At 56.8% G+C, this 26,995-nt stretch carries 18 protein-coding genes; 6 read left to right on the top strand and 12 right to left on the bottom strand.

Features of this window, described 5'->3' with window-relative positions:
- Positions 1 to 41: 41 nt before the first annotated feature.
- Complete coding sequence (locus Pan97_RS01505) at positions 42 to 515, bottom strand: RNA polymerase sigma factor (protein ID WP_196782242.1); 474 nt, start codon at positions 513 to 515, stop codon at positions 42 to 44.
- Between the two features lie 283 nt (positions 516 to 798).
- On the opposite strand from Pan97_RS01505, the gene Pan97_RS01510 reads away from it, so the two are divergent.
- On the top strand, positions 799 to 1,428 hold the full coding sequence (locus tag Pan97_RS01510) for a sigma-70 family RNA polymerase sigma factor (protein WP_144970092.1): 630 nt from the start codon (positions 799 to 801) through the stop codon (positions 1,426 to 1,428).
- Between the two features lie 25 nt (positions 1,429 to 1,453).
- Entirely contained in the window at positions 1,454 to 3,142 is a 1,689-nt protein-coding gene (locus Pan97_RS01515; RefSeq protein ID WP_144970094.1) for a serine/threonine protein kinase, read from the top strand.
- Here Pan97_RS01515 and hemP read toward each other — a convergent pair.
- Positions 3,126 to 3,302, bottom strand: coding sequence for a hemin uptake protein HemP (hemP, locus tag Pan97_RS01520; RefSeq protein ID WP_144970096.1), 177 nt, complete (start codon positions 3,300 to 3,302; stop codon positions 3,126 to 3,128). The genes Pan97_RS01515 and hemP overlap by 17 nt on opposite strands.
- A 377-nt stretch (positions 3,303 to 3,679) precedes the next feature.
- Between hemP and Pan97_RS01525 the strand changes: the two genes are divergently transcribed.
- Complete coding sequence (locus Pan97_RS01525) at positions 3,680 to 4,141, top strand: hypothetical protein (RefSeq protein ID WP_144970098.1); 462 nt, start codon at positions 3,680 to 3,682, stop codon at positions 4,139 to 4,141.
- A 114-nt stretch (positions 4,142 to 4,255) separates the two neighbouring features.
- Here Pan97_RS01525 and Pan97_RS01530 read toward each other — a convergent pair whose 3' ends face one another.
- From Pan97_RS01530 to Pan97_RS01550, 5 genes are all read right to left on the bottom strand, one after another.
- Positions 4,256 to 5,014: a DUF695 domain-containing protein gene (locus Pan97_RS01530; protein WP_165698556.1), complete on the bottom strand. Its 759-nt coding sequence runs from the start codon at positions 5,012 to 5,014 to the stop codon at positions 4,256 to 4,258.
- A 55-nt stretch (positions 5,015 to 5,069) separates the two neighbouring features.
- A complete protein-coding gene (locus Pan97_RS01535) occupies positions 5,070 to 7,337 on the bottom strand; it encodes a glutamine amidotransferase (RefSeq protein ID WP_144970102.1) in 2,268 nt (755 codons plus the stop codon).
- A 174-nt stretch (positions 7,338 to 7,511) separates the two neighbouring features.
- Positions 7,512 to 9,866: a vWA domain-containing protein gene (locus Pan97_RS01540; protein ID WP_144970104.1), complete on the bottom strand. Its 2,355-nt coding sequence runs from the start codon at positions 9,864 to 9,866 to the stop codon at positions 7,512 to 7,514.
- A 3-nt stretch (positions 9,867 to 9,869) separates the two neighbouring features.
- Complete coding sequence (locus Pan97_RS01545; RefSeq protein ID WP_144970106.1) at positions 9,870 to 10,766, bottom strand: DUF58 domain-containing protein; 897 nt, start codon at positions 10,764 to 10,766, stop codon at positions 9,870 to 9,872.
- Positions 10,763 to 11,719, bottom strand: a complete 957-nt coding sequence (locus Pan97_RS01550; RefSeq protein ID WP_144978058.1) for an AAA family ATPase — start codon at positions 11,717 to 11,719, stop codon at positions 10,763 to 10,765. Before Pan97_RS01550 ends, Pan97_RS01545 begins: the two co-directional genes overlap by 4 nt.
- A gap of 439 nt (positions 11,720 to 12,158) precedes the next feature.
- Between Pan97_RS01550 and Pan97_RS01555 the strand changes: the two genes are divergently transcribed.
- Together Pan97_RS01555 and Pan97_RS01560 are read left to right on the top strand one after the other, a co-directional pair.
- Positions 12,159 to 14,522: a DUF4159 domain-containing protein gene (locus Pan97_RS01555; protein WP_165698557.1), complete on the top strand. Its 2,364-nt coding sequence runs from the start codon at positions 12,159 to 12,161 to the stop codon at positions 14,520 to 14,522.
- 336 nt (positions 14,523 to 14,858) lie between these two features.
- Positions 14,859 to 17,060: an arylsulfatase gene (locus Pan97_RS01560; RefSeq protein WP_196782243.1), complete on the top strand. Its 2,202-nt coding sequence runs from the start codon at positions 14,859 to 14,861 to the stop codon at positions 17,058 to 17,060.
- A gap of 85 nt (positions 17,061 to 17,145) precedes the next feature.
- On the opposite strand, the gene pilM is transcribed toward Pan97_RS01560, so the two are convergent.
- From pilM to Pan97_RS01580, 4 genes are all read right to left on the bottom strand, one after another.
- Positions 17,146 to 19,743: a pilus assembly protein PilM gene (gene pilM / locus Pan97_RS01565; RefSeq protein WP_165698558.1), complete on the bottom strand. Its 2,598-nt coding sequence runs from the start codon at positions 19,741 to 19,743 to the stop codon at positions 17,146 to 17,148.
- 60 nt (positions 19,744 to 19,803) lie between these two features.
- On the bottom strand, positions 19,804 to 21,045 hold the full coding sequence (locus tag Pan97_RS01570) for a DUF1573 domain-containing protein (protein WP_165698559.1): 1,242 nt from the start codon (positions 21,043 to 21,045) through the stop codon (positions 19,804 to 19,806).
- A 142-nt stretch (positions 21,046 to 21,187) separates the two neighbouring features.
- Positions 21,188 to 22,480 (bottom strand): DUF1559 family PulG-like putative transporter, encoded by a 1,293-nt coding sequence (locus tag Pan97_RS01575; RefSeq protein WP_144970116.1) that lies wholly within the window; start codon positions 22,478 to 22,480, stop codon positions 21,188 to 21,190.
- 346 nt (positions 22,481 to 22,826) lie between these two features.
- Complete coding sequence (locus Pan97_RS01580) at positions 22,827 to 24,053, bottom strand: DUF1559 family PulG-like putative transporter (protein ID WP_165698560.1); 1,227 nt, start codon at positions 24,051 to 24,053, stop codon at positions 22,827 to 22,829.
- Between the two features lie 747 nt (positions 24,054 to 24,800).
- Here Pan97_RS01580 and Pan97_RS01585 point away from each other — a divergent pair.
- The gene (locus Pan97_RS01585; protein ID WP_144970120.1) at positions 24,801 to 25,469 is read left to right on the top strand and encodes an MOSC domain-containing protein; all 669 of its coding nucleotides are present in this window, start codon (positions 24,801 to 24,803) and stop codon (positions 25,467 to 25,469) included.
- Positions 25,470 to 25,905: 436 nt separating this feature from the next.
- On the opposite strand, the gene rlmN is transcribed toward Pan97_RS01585, so the two are convergent.
- Positions 25,906 to 26,970, bottom strand: a complete 1,065-nt coding sequence (rlmN, locus tag Pan97_RS01590; RefSeq protein ID WP_144970122.1) for a 23S rRNA (adenine(2503)-C(2))-methyltransferase RlmN — start codon at positions 26,968 to 26,970, stop codon at positions 25,906 to 25,908.
- Positions 26,971 to 26,995 lie beyond the last annotated feature (25 nt).

The following is a 26,995-nucleotide window of genomic DNA, read 5'->3' on the forward strand; positions in this document are numbered from 1 at the left end:
GGGTGCGACTCGCCACCTAGGCTACTCGCACAATCGTTAACTTACAAAGGATTCTTTCGTGGTGACTCTTGGGGGGCCAGGTGTTCTCGCAAGTGCGAAAGGGCCATTCGCATGCGCGTCTTGACGGTTCCTAGCGGAATGGATAGCGCATCGGCGATTGCTTCGTACGTAAGGTCTCCGTTCTGACGAAGCAGGAAGACCTCCCGTTCTTCGTCCCGGAGCTCTGATACGGCAATCCGTAAACGTTCCATTTGCTCGGACCTGTGGGCGTAGTGCTCCGGAGTCGCTTCTTTGCTGGGGACGTCCTGCTGCTGGTCACCCAGCGCTTGGCGTTTGCGTCGCCAGGCTGTCATCCGCATGTCGCGACCCGTATTCACGGCAATGCGGAAAATCCACGCCCTGACATTCTCTATTTCGGGTAATTGCTCTCGGTTTCGCCAACACTTGATAAAGGTCTCTTGGAGGGCATCGTGGGCGTCGTCCATGTTGCCCAAAAGGTGGTACAGCGTGCCCAATAGTTCTCCGTGAAGACCCGAAAAATGGGTCTCCAGCGTATCCCCACGGTTTTCCGCAGGGGGGGTACTGCTTGCGCGACGCGAATGCTCCACAATGGGCCCTTACGCATAGATAGACGAGATGGCCGGCCAAAACGATTCAGGCTGGGCACCGATTTTTTAACAGAATGGTTGCGATTTAACACCAGATTGACCGGTTTTATGGGTTAATGTCGGTATGGATCTCCCGGAATTCTAGTCTGGTGGCTTGCTGGGGGCCCCCCTAGCTCAAAATAATAAACATATGTGGCCCGAAACTGACAAAACACAGCAGCTGCTTCAAGGTGCCCGAGACGGGGATGCTTCCGCGCGAGATGCCTTGCTGCAGCGCCATCGCGATTCGCTGCGACGAATGATCGAAATGCGCCTGGATAAGCGTATCCAGCAGCGCGTTGACGCCAGTGACATTGTCCAAGAGGTGTTGGTCGATGCCAATCGTCGACTGGCCGATTATCTTGAAAACCCGAAAATGCCATTTCATTTGTGGCTGCGGCACATGGCCAAGGATCGAATTATCGATGCCCACCGCCGTCACCGGGTCAGCGGAAAACGAAGTGTCGACCGCGAACAAAATATGAACGTCGGATTCAATATGGATCAGTCGTCGGTCGATCTGGCTGCCCAGTTGTGCGATCAAAACACAACGCCAGGGGCTGCGGCCACCATGCAGGAACTGCACATCCGCTTCCAAGACGCGATCGAACAGCTGGACGATCAGGATCGCGAAGTCGTCATCATGCGGCACTTCGAGCAGCTCTCCAATCAGGACGTGGCCGCCGCCCTCGACTTGACTCCGGCCGCGGCCAGCATGCGTTACCTGCGGGCCATTCGTCGCCTGCGAGCTTTATTGGGGCCGACCGCCGTCGACGAATAATTCTTCTTGAAGTCAACGCACAAGCATGGCCACCGACCGGGATCAAATCGACGAACAGCTGGCCGAACTGCTCGATGATTTGACCCAGCGCGTGCAGCGTGGCGAAGCCGTCGACTTGGAACAGGTCACCCAGAAATATCCCCACCTGGCCGAGGATCTGAAAGAAGTCTGGGGCGCGGTCATGCTGGCCGACGCGGTCGCGCTCAACGTTTCGATCACCAGCCCCGGCTCCGGCGAAGAACCGATCCCCGAGAAGCTCTCGCAGCTAAAACTGCCGCTACGTTTTGGCGACTACGAACTGATCGAGGAAATCGGTCGCGGTGGGATGGGGGTCGTTTACCGAGCCCGACAGGTGAGTCTCAACCGCATCGTGGCCGTGAAGATGATCCTCAAGGCGCAGCTCGCCTCGGAGGACGAACTGAGTCGCTTTCTGTCTGAAGCCGAGTCGGCCGCACGACTCAGCCACCCTGGAATTGTCCCGGTGTACGAAGTGGGGCAGCGCGACGGGCGATATTACTTCAGCATGAAGTACATCGAAGGAGAAACGCTTTCGCAGCGTCTGGCCCGCGGTCCGATGCCGGCGAAGGAAGCCGCGCGCATGATGCGGATCATTTCCAGCGCCGTCCACGAAGCCCATCAGCACGGCATTTTGCACCGTGATCTGAAGCCTTCGAACATCTTGATCGATAAGAATGGCAGCCCGGTGGTGACCGACTTTGGCCTGGCCAAGCAGGTCACCAGCGATGTCGACAGCATCACACGGAGCGGGGCGATCATCGGTACGCCGGCGTTCATGGCCCCGGAACAGGCCAGCGGCGATCGCGGGGCGGTTGGCGTTACCAGCGACGTTTATGGCCTGGGCACGATCCTGTTCGCCATGATCACAGGGCAGCCTCCTTTCCAGGGAAGAACGCCGGTCGATGTGCTGCTGAAGGTGCTCGAGCAAGACCCTCCGATGCCGCATGAGGTAAACCCGAAGGTCGACCGCGATTTAGAGATGATCACGCTCCGTTGTTTGCAAAAGCCGATGGACCTGCGTTATCCCAACGCGCAGATGCTTTGCGACGACTTCGAGGCTTACTTGAACGATGAGGCGATCTCGGCCCGCAGTGGTCAGTTCTTTCAGGTCGTTTCCCGAATGTTTCGCGAGACGCACAACGCCCAGGTTCTTGAGAACTGGGGTCTGTTGTGGATGTGGCACAGCCTGGTGCTTTTCGTCTGCTGCGTGGCGACCCAGATGCTGCAGTGGAACAATGACGGTCATCGCTGGCACTACATTGCCATCTGGACGGTCATCTCCGGAATCTGGGCTGCCTGCTTCTGGTACCTGCGAAGACGCATGGGGCCAGTCACGTTCGTGGAACGTCAGATCGCGCACGTGTGGGGCGCAGGCATGATCGGGGTGGCGTGTCTCTTTCCGATCGAATGGCTGTTAGGGCTCAAGCCGCTGGAACTGTCGCCGCTGTTGGCGGTCATTTCGGGAATGGTCTTCCTCATCAAGGGAGGCATTCTGACCGGGTGGTTTTACTTTCAGGCGTTGGCCCTGTTCGCGTGCAGCGTACCAATGGCTTTGTATCCAGGCGTTGCGCACATCATTTTTGGCATCGTATCGGCCGCCAGCTTCTTCATCCCGGGCTTGCAGTATTACCGGCAACGTCTTCGCGTGCAGCGCGAACGTCCTTTCGCCCCGGCTGGTTCTACTTTTGGAGAATGAGCTTTCCGGACTTGGTTTCGCACAAGCGATAAATCGCATCGCCGTGCTGGATCCAAACTTCTTTCTCACCGGCCATGATCTCTTCGGATTGGATGGTGCGTTTCAACAGGGGGGCAGGATCGCTGGTCGGTGTCTTTTGATCTTGGTCCGAGGTATTCATGCGAAAGCTTTTCGAGACATACGTGTCAGGGGAGGGTATCGGGGAAAATTCGCTGATGTCGTTGACACTGGCTAACGCTCTGTTAGGTTATAGCGATATTGATACTCGGTATCAACCATGAGAGGCGAAAACGTTCCATTCCGATTGATTCGCGCCCTTTAGGTGCCAGCGGCGGGGCTAGCCAGCTTACTTAATACCCATTTCAAGTGGCAATGATTTAGTAGATCGAGGGGGTTAATGACTGGAATTCGAAGCTGGCTGACTACGAGTTTTAACTTCCCGTTAAGGCGTGGTGCGCTTGGTCCTCGCAGTGTCATTTCAGTCCTAAAATCGATTCTCACGTTGCGGCACCTGGCCGTGAACGAGGTAGCTCAGCCATGATCGATCGAGGATTGCAACTGATGACGCGGAACCCGGTGGAAGCGAGTGTGATGTTGGCGTTGGGGATGGCTTTGGCGCTGATGCTGTGTTCCGGTTGTGGCGGTTCCGCCGGCGAGATCACCGGACGCGTGATGCTGGATGGACGTCCGCTCAACGGGGCGATCATCAAGTTCAAGCCGAAGGGAAACCCCGAGGCGAAGGAAGTTACGGCCGAGGTCAACGGAGGCTCGTTCACCATTCCCAGCGGCCGAATCGCTCCAGGCGACTATTACGTGATGGTGGTTTCGCAGCAGCCAGGCGCCGGGGCGATCATCGACGGTGTGCAGCGCGGTGAAGGGATCCCGGCACCGAAAGCGTTCGTGCCCAAAGTGTACGAAAAGAAAGGGACCTTGAGCGCCAAGATTTCCGCGGACGGTTCCAATAACTTGATGTTTCAACTGAAGACCGGCGAGTTTTAAGATCAACTCGCCCCAAGGTCCAAGCGATGTTCGCATCGCTCCCCGCTCTCTCCAGCAGAAGCCGTGAGCGGACTGCTTGTCGCAGAGCAGTCCGCCGCGGTATTTGCCTTTCTCTTACTCGTCGGTAATGACCATCGTTTCCCAGCCGTCGTAGCTGCCTTCCAGCGAATGGGCCAGTTCTAAGAGTTCGATGGTGACCTGGTCGATCGAGGCCTGGTCGACATGGTCAACTCGCTCGAGTTGCACGCCGAATGGGTTGGATTGTTCCTGTTCATCACTCTGGATCTCTTGTTCGATCTGAAAGCCCTTTTCCTGAACGGAGGCGATGAATTGGGCTCGTGCCTGTTCACTGGGAAAATAAGCCCAATGCGACACAGGACGTTCCTGCTCGAGCGAGTCGCCCGCTTCGATCAGGTTATGCAGGACGGAACTGTTTTGCATCGATTGATATTCGTACTCCGATGGGTACAAGATCTCAAAGTAGAAACCCCAATCGGCATCCTCCTGGTAACTGCTTCTCAGCTGATAGGTGGCATGCTTTTGCATGACTGGAGCCAATGCCACGTCGACTCCTTCGAAGGTCGGGCTGTAGAAAGCAACCTCACGGCGTCCGTCGTGCGTCAGGCAGCCGACATGCACGGCGCCGAGACCTTGTTCGATCGCATCGACGATCCCCTCTTCCAACGGTTGAATCGCCGTGAACTCTTCGTTGGTGGTCATCCCGTACGGATCGGGATCCTGAAGCGGAATGAATACCCGGACGAGCCACGTTCGCTGCGGATCAGGTGCATCCGAGACGATGCCCATGTCCAAAAGAACTGAAGCAATCGAGTCTTCAATCTGCGTGAGATATGCGTTCCAGTCGTCTGACACGGTCTTGCCTCCTGGTAGCAAAAAAGTAGATGGGAGGTCTTAATATAACCGTGCGTCAGACCATGCTCCATCGTTTTCTGAGATACCACTCCCAGCCGAGCAGACCGATGATCAGCAGCAGATTGATCCAGCTATCGCGTGACGACTCTGGCCACGTCCATTTGGTTTGTACCTCGACTTCCGTTTCCGGCGGACGGTTCTTGATTTGATCGAGCAACTGCGGCAGTTCTTCCGGTGTCCAGGTTCGCCCGCCGACCTCTTGGGTGATCGCCGATAGTGCCGCCAACTGTGATGGCCGGGCCGATGGGTCGCTCAGTTCCAGATCCTGGTCGTAGACAAAGAAACGTCCCAGGCCCGTGCCGACGGCGGCATCGTTTTGCTTGGCGACCACTTCAATGGTGTAGTCTCCCACCGCCTGGCCAGCGTCGAGGCTCCCTTCGATGACGCCATCGCCAGGAAGCGTCCGCAAGAGCGTGCGACTCCCGTCCGGGGCGATCAGCGTCGATTCGAACGTCACGCCGCGCAGGGGATCACCACTCTGCGAGTTGGCACCGGCGGTGAACTGGATGGGTGCCCCAGGCACATAACGCCGCTGCCCCAGTTGCACCCAGACGTCGCGAGTTTCGATTCCATCCTTCTTGGCCAGCCACAAAATGATTTGCCGCCAGAAACGCTTGTGGATGTCACTCTTGCCGGCCATGACCCACCGCCAGGTGCTATCGGCGGTGAAGGCCAGCGTCCTGCCGAGACCATATTCGCCAGCCACCAAAAGGGGCTGACCACTTTGCGATTCAAGAATCGTCATCCCGCGCCGCGTCGGACCGGTGACTTTGTTCGCCCCGGAAAGTGCCGGTACCGAGGTAAACGCTGGCACCCCCTCGCTATCGGTGCCAAGCGAAGAGAGGAAGTGGTTCTCGGTGGCGACGATCGTGATCGGCCCTGGCACGTGCATGTCGGTGCGGATCGGGGCATCGAAGTCCTGCCGGTCGAAGCGGCTCATTTCGACAGGCAGCACGTTTTGAAAGATCGTTGCCTGGTAGCCGCCGGCCCCGAAGGAATGAAACCCGCCGAGCATGATCAGGCCTTTGCCATCTTCAACCTGCTTGGCCAGTAGTTCGAGCGTTTCAGGGCTGAGCGCCGACGAGTCGACGTCGCCGATGATGAAGACGTCGTACTTTCCTTTCTCGATCTCTTCGGTCAGATTCACGGGCCATTGATCGCGCCGTCGCCGATCGATCCAGCGGAAGTCGAGTTCCATGTCGGCCGACTCGGCGACGACCTGTCGCAGCCACTTTTGCTCCGGACGGTCGACCGTGCGCCCTTCCAGGTACAACAGCTTGAGGCCACCTTCCAGGACATTCAGGTAGGCGCTCAACCCATTGTTTTTGGTGACCAGTTCGCCGTCTTGGTCGGGCACCACGATGCTCAGTTTGAACTGCCCTGAAGTTTGCGGAGTGTAGCGGAAGATGACGTCGACCGTTTCCTGCACCTTCGGCGTGGTGATCTCCTGCGTCTCGACGATCGTCTTCTGGCCCTGGGCGTCTTCCAGGATCAGTTGTACCGGTACCGGCAGGTTGGCCATTCCTTGAATGCGAACCGAAGTCTTGATCGCCAGTTCGTTCTTAACGAAGACGGTGTAGTGGTCGGCCAACGTTTCGACGGCGACGTCGCGGGCCTGGGAGGGATCGATCGCCTTGCCATAGGTGACGGTATGCAGGGGCGTTTCCAGTCGTGCCAGGTCGCGTGCTGCCTGCTGCATTTCGACCTGGGGCGAGTAAACCCGTTGGGCACCATCAGAAAGCAGGATGACGCCGGCCAGCTTCTTGCCGATGTTTTGCTGCATGACCTGCGAGATGGAAGTACCGATGTCGGTGAAGCGTCCGTCGGGGCCAGGGGGCAACTGAACTTGCCCATTGATGGATTCCAGCCGCGTGGCGTTTTCGTCGAACTGGTAGATCGCTACGTCGATGTCATCCCCTAAAGCGCTGAGTTCAGGGGCCAACCGCTGGAGTGTTTGTTTCTGAGCTTCCCACCGCGGGATGCCGTCAGCGGCGTCAGGCACCGTCATGCTGCGGCTCGAGTCGAACATCAGCACCAGTAACGATTTCTGTGTTTCTTTGATCGTCCGAACCCACGTCGGGCGAAGCAGCGTCAAGGCAATCAGCAGGATCACCGCGAAGCGAAGCCCGGTAAGGATCCAGTGCCGCTTGGGGGTCAGCCCTTGAAACTGAGGCCGCAGTACCAACAGCGCAACTAGCGCGAAGACCAATATCCCCACCAAGAGATAGCTCTCGCCCAAAGGTTGCAGGTACCAGTACGACATGTGGTTTGCTTTGGAGGAAGAAGGGATGTAACCACGGATTACACGGATAAAAAAGATGTTGGAGGATGGCTACGCCTTCCGAGGCGATAGCCATCCTACGGCCAATTCAGTCCTAACTCTCTTATCCATGGCCATCCGTGTAATCCGTGGTTATTCTTCCTTCCTCTTCAAGGGTTAAGTTTCGCTAGGTGCTTGCCGGTAAAAACGATTGGCCAAAACATTTTCCAGGCCGAAGACGATCACGACGATCAGCATCAGCCACGGGAACAGCGGGACGCCGAGGCGGGCCTTGCCTTGTTCGCGGACGATCTGTTCCTGCTGGCGGGCTAAACGGTAGCGGCCAGGGCCGAACAGTTCATCCAAATCGGCTTCGGTCAACTTATCCATGCGTGTGGCATAGGGGGGCAGATTGACGCTGAAGCCCATCGACTTGCCGCCACCCAACGGACGCACGCGATACGTGCCCAGGCTGCTGGTAAAGGGAATCGTGATCGTGCCGGAATCGGGAACGACTTCCTGTGGATCAATGCCATTGGGGGTGAATAGCAGGTGGGTTGCTGTCTCGTTGCCGGGTTCCGTTTTCAAAGTTGCCACTTCGCCGGCGGTATAGTTGAAGTGATCGTCGCCGCCTTGCACGACGTAGCGGGCCATTTGATTCCACAGCACGAAAAAGGGCCACGTATCGAGCCCGGTGAACAGCTTGTTCCACGAGTCGCCGCGTGGGTCTGAGACCGAGGTCGTCAGCGTCAAAACAAGACCATCCCCGATCCGCTGCTCGATCAACGCGGGTACCGCGTTGCTGTAGAGGACGATCGGGTTGACGTCTTCGTCCATGTCATCGAACGACCAGAAGCGATCGATCGGGTAGTCTCGCCAAGGGACCGACGCGCCGCTTCCGCGGAAGGGAGAAAGGACGGCGTGCTGGTAGTCGGTCGGGGCCAGAAACCACTCGCGATTGCCGGCTCGCCATTGCCTGGATAGTTTCCCTGGCAGAACGCTTTGCGGGGCCTCGGAGTTGAATTCGTCTTTGACGGCCGCGCGACCCAGCAGCAGCATCAGCCCTCCACCCCGGCTCACGTAGCTGGAAAGAGCCTGCCACGTGGCGTCAGGCATCGGTGCCGGGTCCAACAGGGCAATCGCTTGATACTCTTCCATTTTGGCTGGCGTCAGTTCGCTTTGCGAAATGACGTCGATCTTAAACGCTGCTCGGCCTGACTCGCGGTAACTGGGTGGTGCGAGCGCATCGACCAGGCGGTCACTGATCGCTTTGTCCGATTTGACGACCAGCATTGACCACGGCGTTCGCGCTTCGATCGTAAACCAACGCTTGTTATCGGCCCCCAGGCCATCCTCGCCGACCAACTGAATCCAGCCGTGATGCGTGCCAGCTTCCAGGCCGGTCAGTCGGAAGCTCACGCTACGCGGCTGGTCGTCGGCCAGCTCGATCGTTTGACGATTGCGACGGGTTGCCGTAGGGACGATCAGCTCGCCGTTCTCGACGATCGGTAACTTGTCGTCGACTTCTTCCACGAACATTTCCAGCGTCTCGACCTGGCTGCTTCCATCGGAGACGACTTCGACCTGCAGCGTGACGTCGTGGTTCTCTGGCGTGCTCTCGGCGGAAAGCACCAGGTCGCTGATCGCGACGTTCTGCACGTCGTCGGCACCGACGTCGACGATATAGAGTGGAATGTCGGGCTGCTCGGCAAGTGCCGCTTTCAATCGCTGGGCCTGATTGGCATCCCAGGCCGGGGCGGCCAGGTCGGTAAGGATATAGATCTCTTTGCGGGCCAGTTCATTGCTTTGGAGCATCTCGAGCGCGTTCTGCGTCAACTCGATCAGCGATTGTCCGCCGACGGCGATTTCCAGTCGCTGCAGTGCCTGACGGGCGGCTCCCCGGTCAGGGGCGAAGATCGTCGATTGGGTACGCTGATCGAGCACGGCCATCTGGCTGTCTTCCGGCAGCTGCGAGGTGAGCCACATCCCCAGCTCTTGAGCTTTCTCCAGTCGCGTTTGATTCTGATGGCGGTAGAGCATTCGCGGTGATGTATCGCAGATGATCACGGCGGCGACGGGTGCTTCCTGTTCGCCTACGATCGGCCCGGAACTGCTGGACATCGCCATCAGCGCCGAGACCAATGCACTAACGCCAATAAGCGCCGTAATGCCGGTCAGGATATAGGCCAGCGTGCGGCTACTGCCGGCCAGCCAGGCGGCCAGGGTGACGAAGACGCCAATCAGTAGAATCACACCGAGCGAGCCGGAAAGCACCCAGCGGCCCAGCGCTGCCGAGGCAACCCCAGGGCGGGCCAGGGCGATCACCAACGCCAGCACGGCCAGGCACCGCAGGGCCAAGAGTACCCAGTGCTTCAGTTGCAGACGGCGCGTATTTTGGACGCTGCGTTGTCGGACGAAACGCAGGGCAGGGAATTCCAGTTGTTTCGGCTGCTGCCGCATCACCAAGTGCAAGATGATGGGCACGGCCACGAGCAGGCCTCCCAGCAGCAGGCCGACGTTGGCGAACTGCATGAATCAAAACCTTGATTGGCGGCTGATGAGGTACTCGGTCAGGGCCTTGTCGAACTGCATGCTCGTGTCGAGTTCCACGTAGTCGACCCCGGCCTGAAAACAATCTTGGCGATACTTGTCGCGAAAGGCCGCAATCTCTTTCTGGTAGTCTTTGCGGTAGTTGCTGGCGTCGACCTTCATCCGCTCTTTCGTTTCCGGGTCTTCCAGTTCGACCATCCCGTCAAACGGAAAGGTGACTTCCGCTTCATCGAGAACGTGAAACAAGATGACGTCGTGATTGCGATGACGCAGCTGGTAGATGGCCCGCATCACTTCGTCCGGATCGGCGAGTAAATCGGAAAAGATCATCACCACGCTGCGGTGCTTGAGCATGGCGGCCAGTTGCGAAAGGCTGTGCGCGATATCGGTCTCGCCGGTCGGCTTCAAGTTGGCCAGCAGCGAAAGGACGTCTCCCAATTGTTTTCGCTTCGACTTCGGCGGAAGGCTGGCGCGGATCTTGGTATCAAACGTTACCAGGCCGACCGGATCTTGCTGGTGGACCATCAAGTAACACAGCGCGGCGGCCAGGCTGATCGCGTAGTCGAACTTGGTCATCTCCTGGCGATAGGTGTACGCCATCGAACGGCTCAGATCCATTGCCAGGTAGCCGGTGATGTTCGTTTCCGCTTCAAACTTTTTGATGTAATAGCGGTCGGTCTTGGCGTAGACCAGCCAGTCGATGTCCTTCGGGTCGTCTCCCTGTTCGTAGCGGCGGTGCTCGCTGAACTCGACCGAGAACCCATGGTAGGGGCTGGCATGCAAACCTTGCAGAAACCCTTTGACCACGAACTGAGCGCGCAGGTCTAACCGCGAGATCTGGCGGATCACCTCAGGCTTCAGATAACTTTCGGCTGTGGTCAACGTTCAAACTTTTCGATCTTGGGTTCCGGAACTTCTTCGAGCAGCTTTTCGATGATGTCGACGTTGGTCATCCCTTCGGCTTGGGCTTGGAAGTTCGTGCCGATACGATGCCGCAGCACGGGGATGGCGATCTTCTTCACGTCTTCAATCGCGACCGAGAAGCGACCTTCCATGGCGGCGATCGCCTTGCCGCCGTTAATCAGGTTCTGGCCGGCACGCGGACCGGCACCCCAGTCGACCAGTTCCTTGATGAACGCAGGAGTTTCGGCATCGCGAGGACGCGTCGCACGCACGAGCCGAGCGACGTACTTGATGACGTACTCGCTGACGGCGACCGACTGGACCAGCTTTTGAATGTTGAGGATCGCCCGGCTGCTGAACACCTTGCGGACTTCGACGCGCTCTTGCCGCGTGGTGGCCATGAGGATCTTTTCTTCCTCGTCGAGCGAAGGGTAATCGATGATGATGTTGAACATGAACCGGTCGAGCTGGGCTTCCGGCAGTGGGTAGGTTCCTTCCTGCTCGATCGGGTTTTGCGTGGCGATGGTGAAGAAGGGCTCCGGCAGGTCCATCGTTTCGCGGCCAACGGTCACTTCGCGTTCCTGCATCGCCTGCAGCAGCGAGGCCTGCGTCTTGGGTGGTGTACGGTTGATTTCGTCCGCCAGCAGAATGTTGGTGAAGACTGGCCCTTCGACGAAACGGAAGTTGCGGCGGCCATCTTCGTCTTCTTCCAGCACGTTGGTGCCAGTGATGTCGGAAGGCATCAGGTCAGGCGTGAACTGAATTCGCTTGAACTGCATGTCGAGCACTTTGGCCAGCGTGCTCACCATCAGCGTCTTCGCCAGACCAGGCACCCCTTCCAGTAAACAGTGCCCACGCGTAAAAATGGCCGCGAACAATTGTTCGATGACTTCGTCCTGACCGACGATCACCTTCTGCAGTTCCTGCTGCATGACGATGCGTTGTTGTTTGAACTCTTGAAGAACTTCGCCCAGGTTTCTGGTTTTGCCCACAATAGACGCCTTGTCTCAGATGAGAATCGTCGATGGTGAATGAGTGACGCTGTTGGTCTTATCGGCCAATATCCGGTCCCCTCTCCCTTCCAAAGGGAGAGGGCTAGGGTGAGGGTTGATGAAGCTGGTACCAACTTCGCCCTCTCACCCTAACCCTCTCCCCGCAGGGGCGAGGGGACATTGATATCGTTTAGCCCGGTAATTGTAAGTTACGCAGGGGAAAAGGTTTGGTTCCGGCAAACGAAAACCCGCAGCCTTGCCAAGTGATTGTAGAAACGTGCTTCGATGGAAACAACGCACCTGCATTTCGCTTGTGCCCACCGCAGGCAGACCTAAGATGGAAAGAAGCGAACGCGACGTGTCCCCAAGGAACCCCCGTTTGTTCCCACTGAGAATCACTAGCTGCCCTGCGCTGATTGTAGCGATCTTGCTGATTGTGCCCCCTGCGATGGCACAGCGTGCCGCTACGCGCGGTGGGGTGACTCCCCAAAATGTCCGCGACTCGATGGACAAAGCGGTTCGTTATCTCAAGTCAACCCAGCGACAAGACGGAAGCTGGCCAGACTACGCAGAGTTTAAGGGTGGGGTAACCTCGCTGGTCACTTTGGCGCTCTTAGAGGCGGGGGTGCCGAAAGATGATCCCGCGATTCAAAAAGCACTGACTTCGCTCCGCAGTACCCGGGCCGATAAGACCTATGCGCTGGCACTGCAAACAATGGTCTTCTGCGCCGTCGATCCGCAAAAAGATTTGCAGCTGATCAAGTCGAATGCGGCGCTCTTGGAAAGCTATCAAATCCAATCGGGCGAACGTGCCGGGCTGTGGTCGTATGGCTCCCCGCGAGAAGGGGGCGGAGGAGGGGACAACAGCAACAGTCAGTTCGCGCTGCTGGCCTTGGACGAAGCGGCCGAGCATGGGGCCGAAATCAGCGAACAGACGTGGCGGCGGGCCTTCCTGCGCTGGGATTCGATGCAGAACGGCAGCGGGTCGTGGGGTTATCTTCCCAACGCCCCTGGCACCGGAAGCATGACCTGCGCCGGCATCACGTCGATGATCATCACGACCAAACGCCTGGAAAGTGGCGACGCCGAAATCAACGGCGATCGCGTCAACTGCTGCGTGCCCCTCAAGCAGGACAGTTCCGTCGATCGCGGCTTCGACTGGCTGGCGAGGAACATGACGCTGCGTACCAATCCGTCGGAAGGGGGCGGGGGTGGAAACTCGCTGCTCTATTACTTGTACGGTATCGAGCGCGTCGGGCGACTCAGTGGCCGACGATTCATGGGGACGCACGATTGGTATCGTGAAGGGGCTGAGTTGCTGGTCGCTTGGCAAGACTCGTTGGACGGAACGTGGAAAGGAACAGGCGTCGTCGAGCAAAGCAATCCGCTGGTCTCGACCAGTTTCGCGCTACTCTTTCTCGCCAAGGGACGCCGGCCAGTGTTGGTCTCGAAACTGCGTTACACGGCCAACCAAGATTGGAATCCGCATCGTCACGATCTCAACAATTTGAATCGCCACGTGGAAAGTCTCTGGCAGCAGAAGATGACGTGGCAGGTCGTCGACGTCAGTGCCGTTAAATCGGCCGAAGATCTTCTGCAAACGCCGGTCATCTGGATCAGTGGAAAAGATGGCTTCCAGATTACGCCCAAGCAGGAAGAGCTGCTGGGGCAGTATATCGAAGCTGGCGGGTTCATCTTCGCCGAAGCGGGCTGCGGTGGTCAGAAGTTCGACAAGGATTTCCGGGCGATGTTGAAACGGATTCTGCCGGATAGTCAGTTCCGTCTGCTGCCGCCAGATCATCCAGTGTGGTTCGCCGAACAGGCCGTCAGTCCGGACTTTGCCGTGCCGCTATGGGGACTGGATGCGTGTTGCCGAACGAGTGTGGTTTACACGCCGCAGGACTTGAGCTGTTACTGGGAACTGTACGGTAGCCGCAGTTTTCTCGATGACGACAACATCTCGATCAAAGTCCGTAACCAGGTCACAGCGGCCAACGCGATCGGAGCCAACGTGTTGGCTTATGCCACCGGGCGGCAACTGAAGGACAAGTTGGAACGGGTTGAACTGACGACTGATGGTGGCGTGCAAGATGAACTGGGCCGCAACGTACTGAAGGTGGCCAAGATTCAGCACCTGGGTGGTTCGGACGATGCCCCGGCGGCACTCGCCAATATGGTTCGCGTGGCTGGCGAGCAGCTAGACCTGCGATTCGATGTCGAAAAGCCGATGGTCACGCTGCAGGATGATGCTCACCAGTTCTATCCCATTTTGTTTATGCACGGCCGCCGCGATTTTGGCTTCAATTCCAAGCAGCGGAAGAATCTGAAAGAGTATCTCGAACGAGGAGGCTTCCTCTTTGCCGATTCGATCTGCGCCAGCAAGCCGTTTACGGCCGCGTTTCGCCGAGAGATCGCGGCGATCTTCCCAGACGCCAAGCTGGAAGCGATTCCGATCGACCACCCGATGCTATCGACTGCGTACGGCGGTTTCGACGTCACCAACGTCACGCTCAACGACCCGCAAACGCGCAACAGCAATGAAGGGGGCCTCAAGTCAGTTCGCCGTGAGTCGAGCCCTGAACTGGAAGGCCTGTTCATCAATAACCGCCTGGCGATCGTTTTCAGCCCGAATGACTTGAGCTGCGCGATGGAAAGTGGTGCCTCCTTGCAGTGCAAAGGGTACGTCAAAGAAGACGCTGCCCGAATTGCTACGAACGTTCTTTTATATGCGATGCAGCAGTAGACGCATCTTTCGCATTTGGCTACCTGAAACGTACAGAGCATCCAGCTTGGCCAATCACTGAAGTTCTCGCGAATTTGCTTTCTTCGCCGTGGCAATAGCACTACTCTTACGGTTGGGTCGGTGATTGCTTCTCACGCGTTCTACATTGCGTATTCGCCTCTCTCTCATGGAGTCCATGCCATGCATCTCGGATCATGCGTCGCACGAGCGACTGGTGTTTTTTGTTGTCTCGCGGCATTCTGCCTCGCCGGTTCGGTGATTGCCCAAGAGGTTCTGCCTCGGCCGGAGGAGCCTTTCAGGGGAAAGATCGGGTTAACCTACAAGGACTCCGTTGCTGTGAAACCGAAGCTGGATGTACCGGAAACGTACGGCTTGGAAGCCCCGCCGAACATCCTGATCGTGCTGATCGACGATTGTGGTTTCGGGCAGTGCAGCACCTTTGGTGGTGCGGCTCCGACACCGACGCTGGATCGGATCGCCAAGAACGGAATCATCTACAATCGCTTCCACACTACGGCGCTGTGTTCGCCAACTCGGGCAGCACTTTTGACCGGTCGAAATCATCATTCGGTTGGTTCCGGGGTGATTGGTGAAGCTGGGACCGGCTTCCCGGGCTACACGGGAATCATTCCAGCCTCCGCGGGTACGTTCGCGGAAGTGCTACGCGAGAACGGGTACATGAATGCCTGGTTCGGCAAGAACCACAACGTGCCAGACTGGGAAACGAGCATCGTCGGTCCGTTCGATCGTTGGGCCGATGGGCTTGGGTTTGATTACTTCTATGGTTTCGTCGGCGGCGATACCGACCAGTTTCATCCGGCGTTGGTTGAGAACAAGCGACGTATGACCGCTCCGGAAACCAATGAGGATGGTTCCCCTTATCACCTGACGACCGACCTGGCCGACCATGCGATTCGGATGATGCGTGCTTCGAAGGCCGTGGCTCCGCAGCGTCCGTTTTTCGTTTACTTCGCTCCCGGCGCGACGCATGCTCCTCACCAGGTGCCGGAAGAATGGATTGAGAAATTCGAGGGCAAGTTCGATGGTGGTTGGGATAAATACCGCGAAGATACGTTTGCTCGCCAAAAGAAGATGGGCATCATTCCCGCCAACACGCAGTTGACGCCGCGGCCAGAATCTTTGCCGGCTTGGGATTCCCTGCCGGAAGATCAACGCAAGGTATACGCCCGGATGATGGCCGTCTTTGCCGCGTTCACCGCGCATACCGATCATGAAGTCGGCCGTGTGGTCGATGCGATCGACGAAATGGGGGAACTCGACAACACGCTGGTGATCTACATTGCCGGCGACAATGGTTCGAGTGCCGAAGGCGGCATGAGCGGTCTGCTGAATGAAATGACCTTCTTCAACGGGATCGAAGAACCGCTGGAGGCCAAGCTGAAAGCCATCGACACGCTGGGAAGTGCCAAGCACTACAATCACTTTCCGGCTGGTTGGGCTTGGGCGATGGACACGCCGTTTCAGTGGACCAAGCAAATCGCCAGTCACTTTGGCGGAACACGCAATGGCATGGCCATCTCGTGGCCCAAAGGGATCAAGGCCCGCGGAGAAGTGCGGGATCAGTTTCATCACGTGATCGACGTTTATCCGACCATTCTCGAGATCGTCGGTGTCGAGACGCCTGCCCAGTTGAACGGAATCGCTCAGAAGCCTGTCGAAGGGGTTAGCATGGTCTATTCGTTTAACGATGCGGATGCGGAAGACCGTCGGACCACGCAGTACTTTGAAATGCTCGGCAACCAGGGCATCTATCACGACGGTTGGATGGCCAGCGCCTTGCGAGGTGTGCCGTGGGCTTCCGAAAATCCGCCTGCGAATCTGCTCGATATGCCGTGGGAGCTTTATCACGTCGAAGAGGACTTCAGCCAAGCCAACGACCTGGCAAAGCAGAAGCCTGAGAAGCTAAAGGATTTAGTCAAACTGTTTTTCGCGGAAGCGTCGCGCTACAATGTGTTGCCGCTGGACGATCGCAAGACCGCGAGACTGGCGGTCGATAACCGCCCCAGTTTGACGCAGGGGCGCACTAAGTTCGTCTATCCCAATCTACTTCGCTTGACCGAGGGTTCGTCTCCTGACCTGAAGCACAAGAGCCACACGATTACGGCGGACGTCGTTGTCCCTGAAGGGGGTGCCGACGGTGTGTTGTTCACCCAAGGGGGCGATTTCTGCGGATACGGATTCTACGTGAAGGATGGCAAGCTGACGTACCATTACAATCTGGCGGGAGTCGACCGCTACACGATCGAGTCGAAAGATAAGATTCCGACCGGGAACGTTCAGTTGAAGATGGAGTACGTCACCGACGCCGACAAGCCGCTGGCCGGTGCCGATGTGACGCTCTACGCGAACGATCAAGTGGTTGGTAAGGGACGCGTCGAGAAGAGCATTCCCAATCGGGTCACGCTCGACGAGACGACCGACATCGGCTTTGATACCGGAACGCCCATCAATGACCAGTACGAGGTGCCATTCAAGTTTGGTGGTCAATTGAAGACGGTGACGATCGAACTGAAGTAAACAGCGTGACAACGATCAAACGCGTAAAGGCCATCGTTCTTCGCGAGCGATGGCCTTTCTTTCTGTTTATACGATGTCCAGGGACCTAGATGTCGAGGAACTTTCCGTACTGCAGGAAGGTCAACAGCCCATGCAGGTACGAGCCCCCGCCCACGAGCTTGACCTCGGCCAGCTTCAGTTTGTCGAGCCCGGCGTACGTGTTCACCGAGTAGGATGTTTCCTTCGAGATGTTTTTGAGCACTGGCTCGATCACGTCGTATAGCTTGAAGATCTCGTCCGCCGTATCCGGCTTCTTTTTGAGTTCTTCTGCCTTGGTGAACGTGAGGCTCATCTGTCGCACGAGGATACGCGTGAAGTTTTCGCCACCAACTTCCAGGCCGCGGAACCAGATGGAATTGGGGCCGCAGATGATCAGGTGACTTGCATCCGAGCCGACGTCGAGAATGCCGACGGCCTGCTGGGTCTCTTCCATTTGCTGGCGATACGACTCGTCCGAAAAGAGATCGAAATCGAAGAAATTGTAGATCGCCATCTGATCGGTTTGAACGAGATTAGGCGTGATGCCCAGGCCTCGCAGGAACGCCAATCGTTCTTGGAGCTTGGTCAAGCGTGTGGCGACGACCACGCACGTTCGCTTGGCTTCGCTTTCCAGGCCCATATCTTCCGGTGCGATATTGTCATCCCAGACATGATAGTCCCAAGACAATTCTTCGATCGGAAAGGGGATCTGGTGACGCACTTCGTATTGAACCGTCTTGGGGATCTTCTTGTCTTCCACCGGCGGAAGACTCAAAAAGCGTCCCAGAACCTCGGTTGCCGGCAGGCTCAAGCAGACGATCGGCTTTCCTCGCTTGTCGTTGAAGACGTCTTTGCCAACCGTGCTGAAGAACTGCTCGACGGCGTCTTGAATCAGACCGCGGCGGTCGGCGTCGTCCGCTCGGGAGAGGGGCCGCTTGTATTCGATCTTCACCATCTGTTCGATGTGAACGATCGTTTCGATCTCGTCTTTCTTTTCGCCTTTGCGTTCCTTTCGCAGCAGCACCGCTTTCAGACCGGAGTTGCTCAGGTCGATACCCCAGGCAAGGTCGCCCGTCGGGGCCTTTCTGCCGACCCCAATCAATCCGAACATGCCGCCGCTTTTGTTGGGTAGCAAGTTGGTTTCGATTTTAGCGATGCCAATTCCCTGCAGTCCAAGTCCCACGGCGACGACAAAGCCGGAAGCAAACAGATCGAAGTGCTCGTTGTCGTTGACCGCATCGGTATTGAACTTGCGGTATCGCGGATAAAGATCGACGGGAATCCCCAGCGTGGTGGTCTTGGGAGGCTCGGTCCAATACGAGCTGGGTGCGCCGCGATTCTTGCGAGCCTGCTCGACCCGTTGGGTGATCTTGTGGAGCCGATCGATCGAGTGCTTGTCTTTCGGCATCATCTTGACCAGGCGGCTGGCCATGCCGACCAGGATGGGGTCGGCATACGAACTTCGCCGCAGGTCAGCCGAAAGGAAGGCCAGCTCTGAGACTTGATCGAAGAACTTCAAAAAGTTTTCCGTGCGGACCGACTCGGGAACTTCCGAGAGAACCTGGTGGGCTCGCTCGTAGCGGAACTGCTTGATGTACTGCTTGGCTTTCTCGACCAGCTTCTCGCGTTTCAAGCGATCGGCCTGGTCTTGGGACTTGCGAAGCTTTTCAGCCAGACGCTGGGCCGAAATGTCATGCGGCTTGAGTTCGAGCAGGCGTTCCACTTTGGGAAGCAGACGCGACGTGCGGCGTTCCTGGATGGCCGTTTTGATTTCCTGGGCGAGTCGCTTGATCTGCTTCTTCGTTTCGCTGACTTCCTCGTAAAGCTCTTTCAGCGATTCAGGCCAGAGGTTCTTCGGGATTTCCCGAATCAAGGCGACCGCTTTTTCGGCGTGCTTACCGTCGCGCAGCTGCTTGGCCTCGGCTTCGACTTCGGGCGCACGATTGATCAGGCGATCTTTCTCGAGCGTGATCTGCGTGATCATGGTGGCGGCACGCTTGGCGAATTCGATCTCCCCCTCGTGCTGTGCCTTGGTGAGGGTTCGCAAAACATCGCATGCGCGGTCATGTCGCCCGTCTTTAAGCAATGCTTCGGCTTCGTCGAACTTCGATTCCAGGGCTTCGCGCTGGGCAGTGGCAGAGGCCTGAAGGTTGACCCCGCATTGGCCGCAGAACCGTTCATGGACGGTGTTCATGCCACCGCACTCAGGGCAGGCCAGAAAGAGCGCGTCGCCGCAATCGGAACAAAAACGGCGCGAAGGTGGATTGAGCGTCGAACACTTGCGGCACTGGATACGGTCGCCAGGCTCCGCTGATTTCGCGGTGGCTTTATGGCTGCTTCCGTTGGAACTGGACGCGAGCCGAGCAGAACTGCTCGACTGCTCGATATCCAACTTCTTGTCGTACTCGGCTTTCTTTTCCTTATCGGTCAGCGTTGCGATGGCGTCCTCGACATGGTTGAAGACTTGTCGCCAGAGGCCAGGGTCGATTTCACCGAATTTGGAATGCAGCTGCTTGCGAGCTTTCTCGCCGTAATTGCGAATGTAATTGACGTCGTTCTCAAAAACTTCGAGTTTTAACACCTCGTAGAAATTGAGTGTTTTCCCCTCGGTTTTTATCCGAAGCAGACGGTCGTACGGGTCGATGCTCGATTCAGTGGGTGACATTTCACCATTGTATTTACGAATCATGAAGGCTGTGTGAAGACGATTCCGGTGCGAGTACGCTTATTTGACGTGGAATTCAAGCGCGATTCCGATTCGATTTTCTGAGGGAACGCGGGGAATGTAGGGATGGTCGCTTTCCAGGACAATGTGCCCGATCGTTTGACCATAATAATTCCCACTAGGCGCACCGGGGGGTACCTGGATCTGTAGCTGGAACATGCCGCGATCAGCATCCAAGGGGACGACTTTTACGTCGAGAAATTTTGGATATTTGCGGATGTTGGTGACCTTCCAGGGGGTCGATCCCTGATCGACGCGAAAATTGAGCTTCAGCAGTTCGCTCCCTTCCGCGGAAGAGACCTCACCCAGCTTGATGCGTCCCCAGCCGTCGATCAGGGTCGAAAAGAAGGTTGCTCCTGGGTCTTTGACGCGAAGATCGATGTTCAAGGCAACCTCCGGAGTTCGCGCCTCGACCTCCTCTTCCTCGGCAAGTTCTTCGGGATGGGCGGTGAATACGACCTGACCGACATGGTGCTCCGATTCCAAATCGCCGGGCACTTCGACCTTGATGATGTAGCCGCAGCGTCCTTCGACCGCCTTTAGATCTTCGGGCGAGGCCTCGTGCAGCGAGACCTTGACGCCGGGGATGCTGGCTTTGACGGTTTGAGTTACCTCGCCCAGCGACTTGAGCGTGCGGGAATACAGCAGGACTTCTTTCGTGGGACTGTCGCCGGGGTAAAGCGAGGAGAAGACCACTTTCGATTCGCTCAAACCCAGGCGCGTTTCGGTTAGGCCTTTGACGACGAATTCGATCTCTTTGCGGTCAGGGTCGTTGGTGAAAATAACCGCGGACTGAGAGAAGTTTCCTTCTTTGAATTTCAAGGTCCATTCGAGTTTGATTTCCGCCGTCTCGCCTGGCAAAACCTTCGAGGTTTCCAGGCCGAGCAGCGTGCAACTGCACGAACTGGGACCTTGCTTGAGTTCCAGGGGAGCGGTCCCCTCGTTGCGGATTTTGAAAACGTGCTGGGCCTGCGTGAATCGGGGCAGGACGCCAAAGTTGTAGGACGTTTCGTCCGTCACCGCGATGGGGTAAGCCGTGTTCTTCTTGGCTGCGGCCTTCTCCTGCTTGGGTGTTTCTTCTTCGGTCTTGGTGACAGGCTTTGTGGTCGTCGAGGGCTTCTGGGGACTGGCCGCTTTGGTTTCTTTTTCCGGAGCTGGATTCGACGACTGAGAATCGAAGGGGCCTGACAACCACAAGACTCCCGCGGTGGTGACGGAAATCAGAAGAATGATCAGGGGCATGAAGCGGCTCATAACAGTGAACTCAACAGTAAGAATGGAAAGTATTATGAAAGCGAGCCTTGGGGTTTCCCCCAAGGCTCGGACTTTCTAGAGGTATCGTAGTTTCGGTTCCTCTCGCAGGTAAGGCAAAGGCCATCGAAGACTAGTCTTCGAAGGTACCCTTTTGAGCCTTACGAGGCAGGATGTTGACACCGCAGTAGATGTCGAACCAGTCCATTTCAACCGTGTCGTCGGTGTAACCAACGCCACCGATCAGCAGATCTTCGCTGTTGGCTTCGTCGTCAATCGAGAAACCTGGGTTCAGGAAGCCGTCGCCGTTGACGTCGAAAGCGGTCTTGACCGAACCGTCAGCCATCAGGATGTTAGCAGCACCGCCGGTCTTACCAACCGAGTGCCAAGCGAACCAGTCACGAGTGTCCTGAGCCCATTGCTGGCTCGTACCACCCTGACCAGCAACGCGCTGACCGATGTCGTTGAACGTACCGGTACCGGTCGTGTCGGTCGAGGTTTCGTCGTTACCCCACTTGGTAGGATCGTCCAGACCGTCCCAAGCACCGCTGACGCCATCGGAATCGTAGGCGACGAAGGTCGAGTGCGAAACGCTAACCGTGGTGGTGATGCCGGACTTCGAGGACAGAGCAGCAGGACCGTCGTTGAACGATTCAGCCAGACGTGCACCTTCGGTCAGGTCAGCGTCGACGCTGATGTCGTTGTCGAGAACGGCTTCGTCAGTGTCGCCAGGAGCACCACAACCATGCAGCGGAATGGCTTGCGAAGGAACGATGGCCGATTCAACCGTACGCAGACGGAGGCCACCCTTCGAGCCGCCCAGACCCTTCATCGGACCTTCAATAAGGAGATCCTTGCCGCTGGCCGAGTACTTAGGCTGTTCACGAACAGCGAACCAGCTGGAAGCATAGTTCGTGTTGTAACCCTGGTCGATCAGGAAAGTCTTCAGGTATTCACCACGGTCGTTACCTGGGGTGTTGTACGCGGTGCCGCTGAACGGAGTCGTTTCCGAACCGCAGATGCCGCCGTACAGCTTGAAGGTTTCAGCACCTTCTTTTGGACCGGTCGAACCGGTTGGGCCACCGAGAAGGTCGTTCAGCTTTTCCAGACCACGCAGTGGCGAGGTTGGGCAGAGCATTTCGGCAGGAGCAGCGGAACCGGTGTTCACCAGGTCAGCAACCCAACCGTAGGTGTCTGGGCAACCGTCACGACGGTAGTCGTAAGCGGAGCTGATCAGACGGCCCTTCTTGTCGACGCCGGAGAAAATGTAGGCACCGATACCGAATTGACGCAGGTTGTTCTTGCATTCTGCATTACGAGCAGCTTCACGAGCACGCGAAACGGCAGGCAACAGCAGGGCAACGAGGATACCGATGATGGCGATAACCACCAACAGTTCAATCAACGTGAAACCACGCTTCTTCATTGAAAATCTCCAAGGATTTAGTTACAAGCAATTGTGGAAAGAGTGTCGAAAGACGCTTTTCAGAGGGCCGAAGCACGGAGTTCCAAATCTAGTGCTTCGGTCTCTCTTTTTTTGTGCTGTGTTGTTCCATCTGGGGTTGGGGGCTTTGAAGACGCTTTTCGCGTGATCAAAAGCGGGTTGACATAACTACGAATAGGAACCGATTTACTACTACGACCTCCTTTCAGTAAAGTGATTTGGCTAGATTGTCGCTTTGGATTGTCAACGTAATGTGAATCTCGGAGCGAATTTTCGATTAAGGTTAATTCCACTTCTTTTGGCGGTCGTTAACCCTCATTTGTGGCAGCTATTTGAACTTCAGCGGTTTCAGATCCCACCGCGAATAACACTCGGTTTCGGGGACTTCCGCCTCGGTGTCGCGTTCGTAGCCGACCAGGTAATCTTCGCCGGCGATAAAGCCTGGGTTCAGATACCCATCCCCATCGCTATCGGTGAGCGAGCGGACGCTTCCGTCGGCCATCAGGACATTGCAGACGTCGCCATGATTGGCGCCAAACTGACGCAGGTCCTGACGGCATCCTTCCCACCATGCTTCCTTCCAGACCGCCTCGCTTACGCTCGAGAAGGTTGGTGGCTGAAGTAGGGTGGTGGGTGTCCAGCCGGCGATGGTGTCACTGGGACTGGCCGAAACCCGGGGGCCCCAGGTGCAGAAGGGAACCATCGGATCACCTGCACTCACGCTGCCGGACAGACCGCGTGATAGCAGCCCGCCACCGCCCGAGAGGCCGTCTCCCAGGAGGGGAATCAAGCTTGAGGAAGTGGCCGAGTTGTCGACCATTGCCGTGGTTAGCGGGCCATGGGTTGCCGCGAGCGATACCAGAGGGTTGGTGCCGGTGGTGGTGACCAGGTTGCCCGTTGCGCGACGCGTGGAGCTGTCATACGACATGCGGACTCGCGACCGGATCAGGAACCAATGGGCAGTGTAATTCGTGTTATAGAGCTTGTCGTAAATCTTCGTCTTGACATGATTGTCACGATCGTCACCCGGAGTCTGCAGGCCAGCCGTTTCACAGATCTCGCGGCAGGGGTTCTTGCCGGCCAGGCCGCTTTCGAGCGCGACGGTCAAAGATCCGAGCGAATCCCCTTCGGGGTCAGCAAAGGCCGCGTAATCGTTGGGCGCCGTTCCCGTTTTGGTGACGTTGGTTTGTGACAGCAGGTCTTCGTAGGTGTCGGAGATTTGGGAGTTGTTCGAGGCGCACAGCATGTCACCAACGCCAATATTGGAATTGACCATGTCGGCGACCCAGCCCACTTCGGTGACCGCTCCATCGCGCTTCCAGCTGAATCCGCCCGAAGCCAGGCGTCGTCCCTTATCGATACCGGCGAAGTTGACCATGCCGATGCCGATTTGCTTCAGGTTCGACTGGCATTCCATCCGCCGTGCCGAGGCCCGAGCGCTGGCAACCGCAGGCAGAACCAGGCCGACAAGAATTCCGATGATCGCGATCACGACCAACAGTTCGACGAGCGTGAATGCAGGTCGCGGTTTAGCAAGCAAATGGTTCGATGTCATGAGTTTCTGCGTTTCGTGTGGCGATTGAGCAGTGTCGCGATTCTGGCATAGGGCGACATCGAGTATTCCATTCCACGTTTCGAATGCCCGGAGCGAGATTCTTCCAGATTCCATGGCGGAGTGCTCTTCAAGCGGGACGCGGGTTGGCAAAATTTCGTGAAAGTGATTTCACTTACACCTACTGATTGCCCGCCTTGCCGATTACATTTCGCCATATTGTCGGGAGGACATGTTAAGAACGGATTTAGCCCTCGTTGTCTTCGCTTGAAGAGAAGCTGGCAGAAGCCAGCCAAGAATCCGAAGATGCACCGTCGTAAGAGGGTACTGAGCTGAATTGTTAAGAGTGGGGGGATCGCATGACAGAGGGTAAACAGCGGGTAAGTTGACCCATACAAGGAAAAAGGCCACCCAAAATCGCCCGTTAAACGAACGAACGTCATTGGGTGGCCTTTTCCTGGAACTCACACTTGCTTCGTAAACATTCTTGGAGGGAAATGTTTCGATAGGCTCGTTACGATCTCTTCATAGTAATGGTTCGATCCCTGGAAAAAAATATCAAGAATTCATCGATCGAATTCCTCAACGTGGGGAAAATCTCTCGATTCATTGTCGGATCTTTTCCGGCAGGCGGGCATCTAAACGGAAAAACTTAGTGGGAAAGAGCCTCGATTCTCGATTCGTTCAATACCTCTTCCTTAGGAGTAAGTGTTGTCTATTAAGGGAGTTATCGTTCAGGTGGCTGTCGGCATGCCCCAGAAATATGGCAGCGAGGAAGCGACCGATCCGATGGATAAGACCTGGGAGACGGGCTTTTTTAAGAAGCCTGTCTCCATCTCAGTTCGTTTAAATCGCTTGGGCTTCGAGGGGGATGGCGTCGCCGATACCGTCCATCATGGGGGAGTGGATAAAGCCGTTCTGTGTTACTCGGCCGAACATTACCCTGTTTGGCGAAATGAATTCCAACGGATGGAGGCCGTTTCCGAGCGTCTCTCGATTGAGGACTTCGGTAACGGGGCGTTTGGCGAGAACCTGACGGTCAGCGGGCTTTCGGAAGAAAACGTCTGCCTGGGGGACGTTTATGAAGTGGGAAGCGCGAAAGTCCAAGTCTCGCAGCCGCGCCAACCTTGCTGGAAGCTAGGACGACGCTGGCGTCTGAAGCAATTAACCGCCCTTGCCGTATCGACCGGACGGATGGGCTGGTATGTGCGCGTGATCGAAGAAGGGGCCGTTTCTGCCGGCCAGGAAATGAAGTTGATCGAGCGACCACTTCCTGATTGGCCGATTGCTCGGCTGAACGAGCTGTTCTACCACGATCGAAGCAACCTGAAAGACGCCCAGGCGATGGCCGATTGCGTGGTATTAGCCGAATCGTGGCGGAGTGAATTTCGAAAGCGAATCGAAAAATCCGCGGGCTAGCAAACTTTGCCCAAAGCCTATTGTGGGTTCTGTTTTCTCGTAAACAAAAATGATGAATGGATTTAGTGAACCTGGGGCATGCCTGTGGACGAATTTAATCTTCATGTTTCCGACCTATCCTCATCGTTGTTATGAGGTAAAATAGGGAAGCATCACGAACAAAGGATATAAACCTTCGGCCCACATCGGCTGAGGGACCAATTTTTTGCGATTGCCCGTTTCATCAACGGCTAGTGCACGTGCACGCTCAGAAACGCGCAATTCTCGCAGCGACTCCACTCGTCGCATCTGGCCGAAGGTTTACTTACAGAAAACGCCTCGCTGACTAAGCGGGGCGTTTTTTGTTTCTTGGGAGAGAAGCGGGAGTAACCACCGATGGTCATTCATGTCTGCGGCAGATAGCCATCCTACGGTTCAAGTGAAATTACCGAGGCCATCAGGTTGGAGCGGATCCTTCCAACGGAACCAGATTCTCTTTCGAGAGTCGCCGCAGTTGACCGCACGCCGCGTTGATCTTGTCCCCTTTGCGGTGGCGGAACTTCACGGTGATGCCGTGGCTTTCCAGGATCTCACGAAAACGCTGCTGAGCCTGGACGGTGGGCGTTTCGTAGGGCAAGCCGGGAACGGGGTTGTAAGGGATCACGTTCAACAGGGCAGGGCGGCCTTTGAGAAGCTTGGCCAACTGCTGGGCGTGCTCCGGGCGATCGTTCAACTCGGAAAGCAGTACGTACTCGAACGTGAGCCGTCGTCCACTTACCTCGAAGTAGTGATCCGCGGCGTCCAAAATCTTCTGGATGCCAATCGTCTTGTTGACCGGCACGATCTGCGTTCGCAGTTCGTCGTTGGGGGCGTGCAGCGAAACGGCCAGGTGATACCGCGTATCGAGCTTGGAAAGCTTGTCGATCGCCGGTGGCAGGCCGACGGTGCTGATCGTGATGCGCCGGGCACTGATGCCCAGGCCATCTTCCGACGATGCCAGATTCAAAGCTGGCAGCAAGCGATCGATGTTCGCCAGCGGTTCGCCCATCCCCATCACTACGATGTGGCTCAGGCGTTCTTCTTCGGGCAGCAGCATCTGCAGCCGTAGCATCTGTTCGGCGATCTCGCCGGCAGTCAGATTTCGCTCGACGCCATCGAGGCCCGAAGCGCAGAAGACACACCCCATCGCGCAGCCGACCTGAGAACTGATGCAGATCGTTCGCCGATCGCCGTCCCGCAGCAAAACGCATTCAATGCGTCCGCCGTCATGCAGCTGGACCAGCAGCTTCTCCGTTCCATCGTCCGCCGTGGTGTGCTTGGCGATGGTGGTCGTCCAGATTCGGCACGACTCGGCCAGCTTCTCTCGAAACGCCTTAGGGAGGTTGGTCATCTCTTCGAACGAATCGACCCGATTCTGCACGATCCACTCGCGCAGCTGCTTAGCGCGGAACTTCGGTTGCCCGAGTTCTTTGACGGTGTCTTCCAGTTGATGACGGACGATTTGCTCTACGAGATCGATCATGAGTAAGGTCTATCAAGCAGACCCT

The organism is Bremerella volcania (assembly GCF_007748115.1).
GTDB classification, from domain to species: Bacteria; Planctomycetota; Planctomycetia; order Pirellulales; family Pirellulaceae; genus Bremerella; species Bremerella volcania.

What these genes read in the sequence shown, in the direction of transcription:
- rlmN (WP_144970122.1), bottom strand. Translation starts at nt 26,970, where the DNA reads ATGATCGATCTCGTAGAGCAAATCGTCCGTCATCAACTGGAAGACACC.
- Pan97_RS01570 (WP_165698559.1), bottom strand. Translation starts at nt 21,045, where the DNA reads ATGCCCCTGATCATTCTTCTGATTTCCGTCACCACCGCGGGAGTCTTG.
- Pan97_RS01585 (WP_144970120.1), top strand. Translation starts at nt 24,801, where the DNA reads ATGCCCCAGAAATATGGCAGCGAGGAAGCGACCGATCCGATGGATAAG.
- hemP (WP_144970096.1), bottom strand. Translation starts at nt 3,302, where the DNA reads ATGAATACCTCGGACCAAGATCAAAAGACACCGACCAGCGATCCTGCC.
- Pan97_RS01525 (WP_144970098.1), top strand. Translation starts at nt 3,680, where the DNA reads ATGATCGATCGAGGATTGCAACTGATGACGCGGAACCCGGTGGAAGCG.
- Pan97_RS01580 (WP_165698560.1), bottom strand. Translation starts at nt 24,053, where the DNA reads ATGACATCGAACCATTTGCTTGCTAAACCGCGACCTGCATTCACGCTC.
- Pan97_RS01535 (WP_144970102.1), bottom strand. Translation starts at nt 7,337, where the DNA reads ATGTCGTACTGGTACCTGCAACCTTTGGGCGAGAGCTATCTCTTGGTG.
- Pan97_RS01550 (WP_144978058.1), bottom strand. Translation starts at nt 11,719, where the DNA reads ATGCAGCAGGAACTGCAGAAGGTGATCGTCGGTCAGGACGAAGTCATC.
- Pan97_RS01540 (WP_144970104.1), bottom strand. Translation starts at nt 9,866, where the DNA reads ATGCAGTTCGCCAACGTCGGCCTGCTGCTGGGAGGCCTGCTCGTGGCC.
- pilM (WP_165698558.1), bottom strand. Translation starts at nt 19,743, where the DNA reads ATGTCACCCACTGAATCGAGCATCGACCCGTACGACCGTCTGCTTCGG.
- Pan97_RS01575 (WP_144970116.1), bottom strand. Translation starts at nt 22,480, where the DNA reads ATGAAGAAGCGTGGTTTCACGTTGATTGAACTGTTGGTGGTTATCGCC.
- Pan97_RS01515 (WP_144970094.1), top strand. Translation starts at nt 1,454, where the DNA reads ATGGCCACCGACCGGGATCAAATCGACGAACAGCTGGCCGAACTGCTC.
- Pan97_RS01510 (WP_144970092.1), top strand. Translation starts at nt 799, where the DNA reads ATGTGGCCCGAAACTGACAAAACACAGCAGCTGCTTCAAGGTGCCCGA.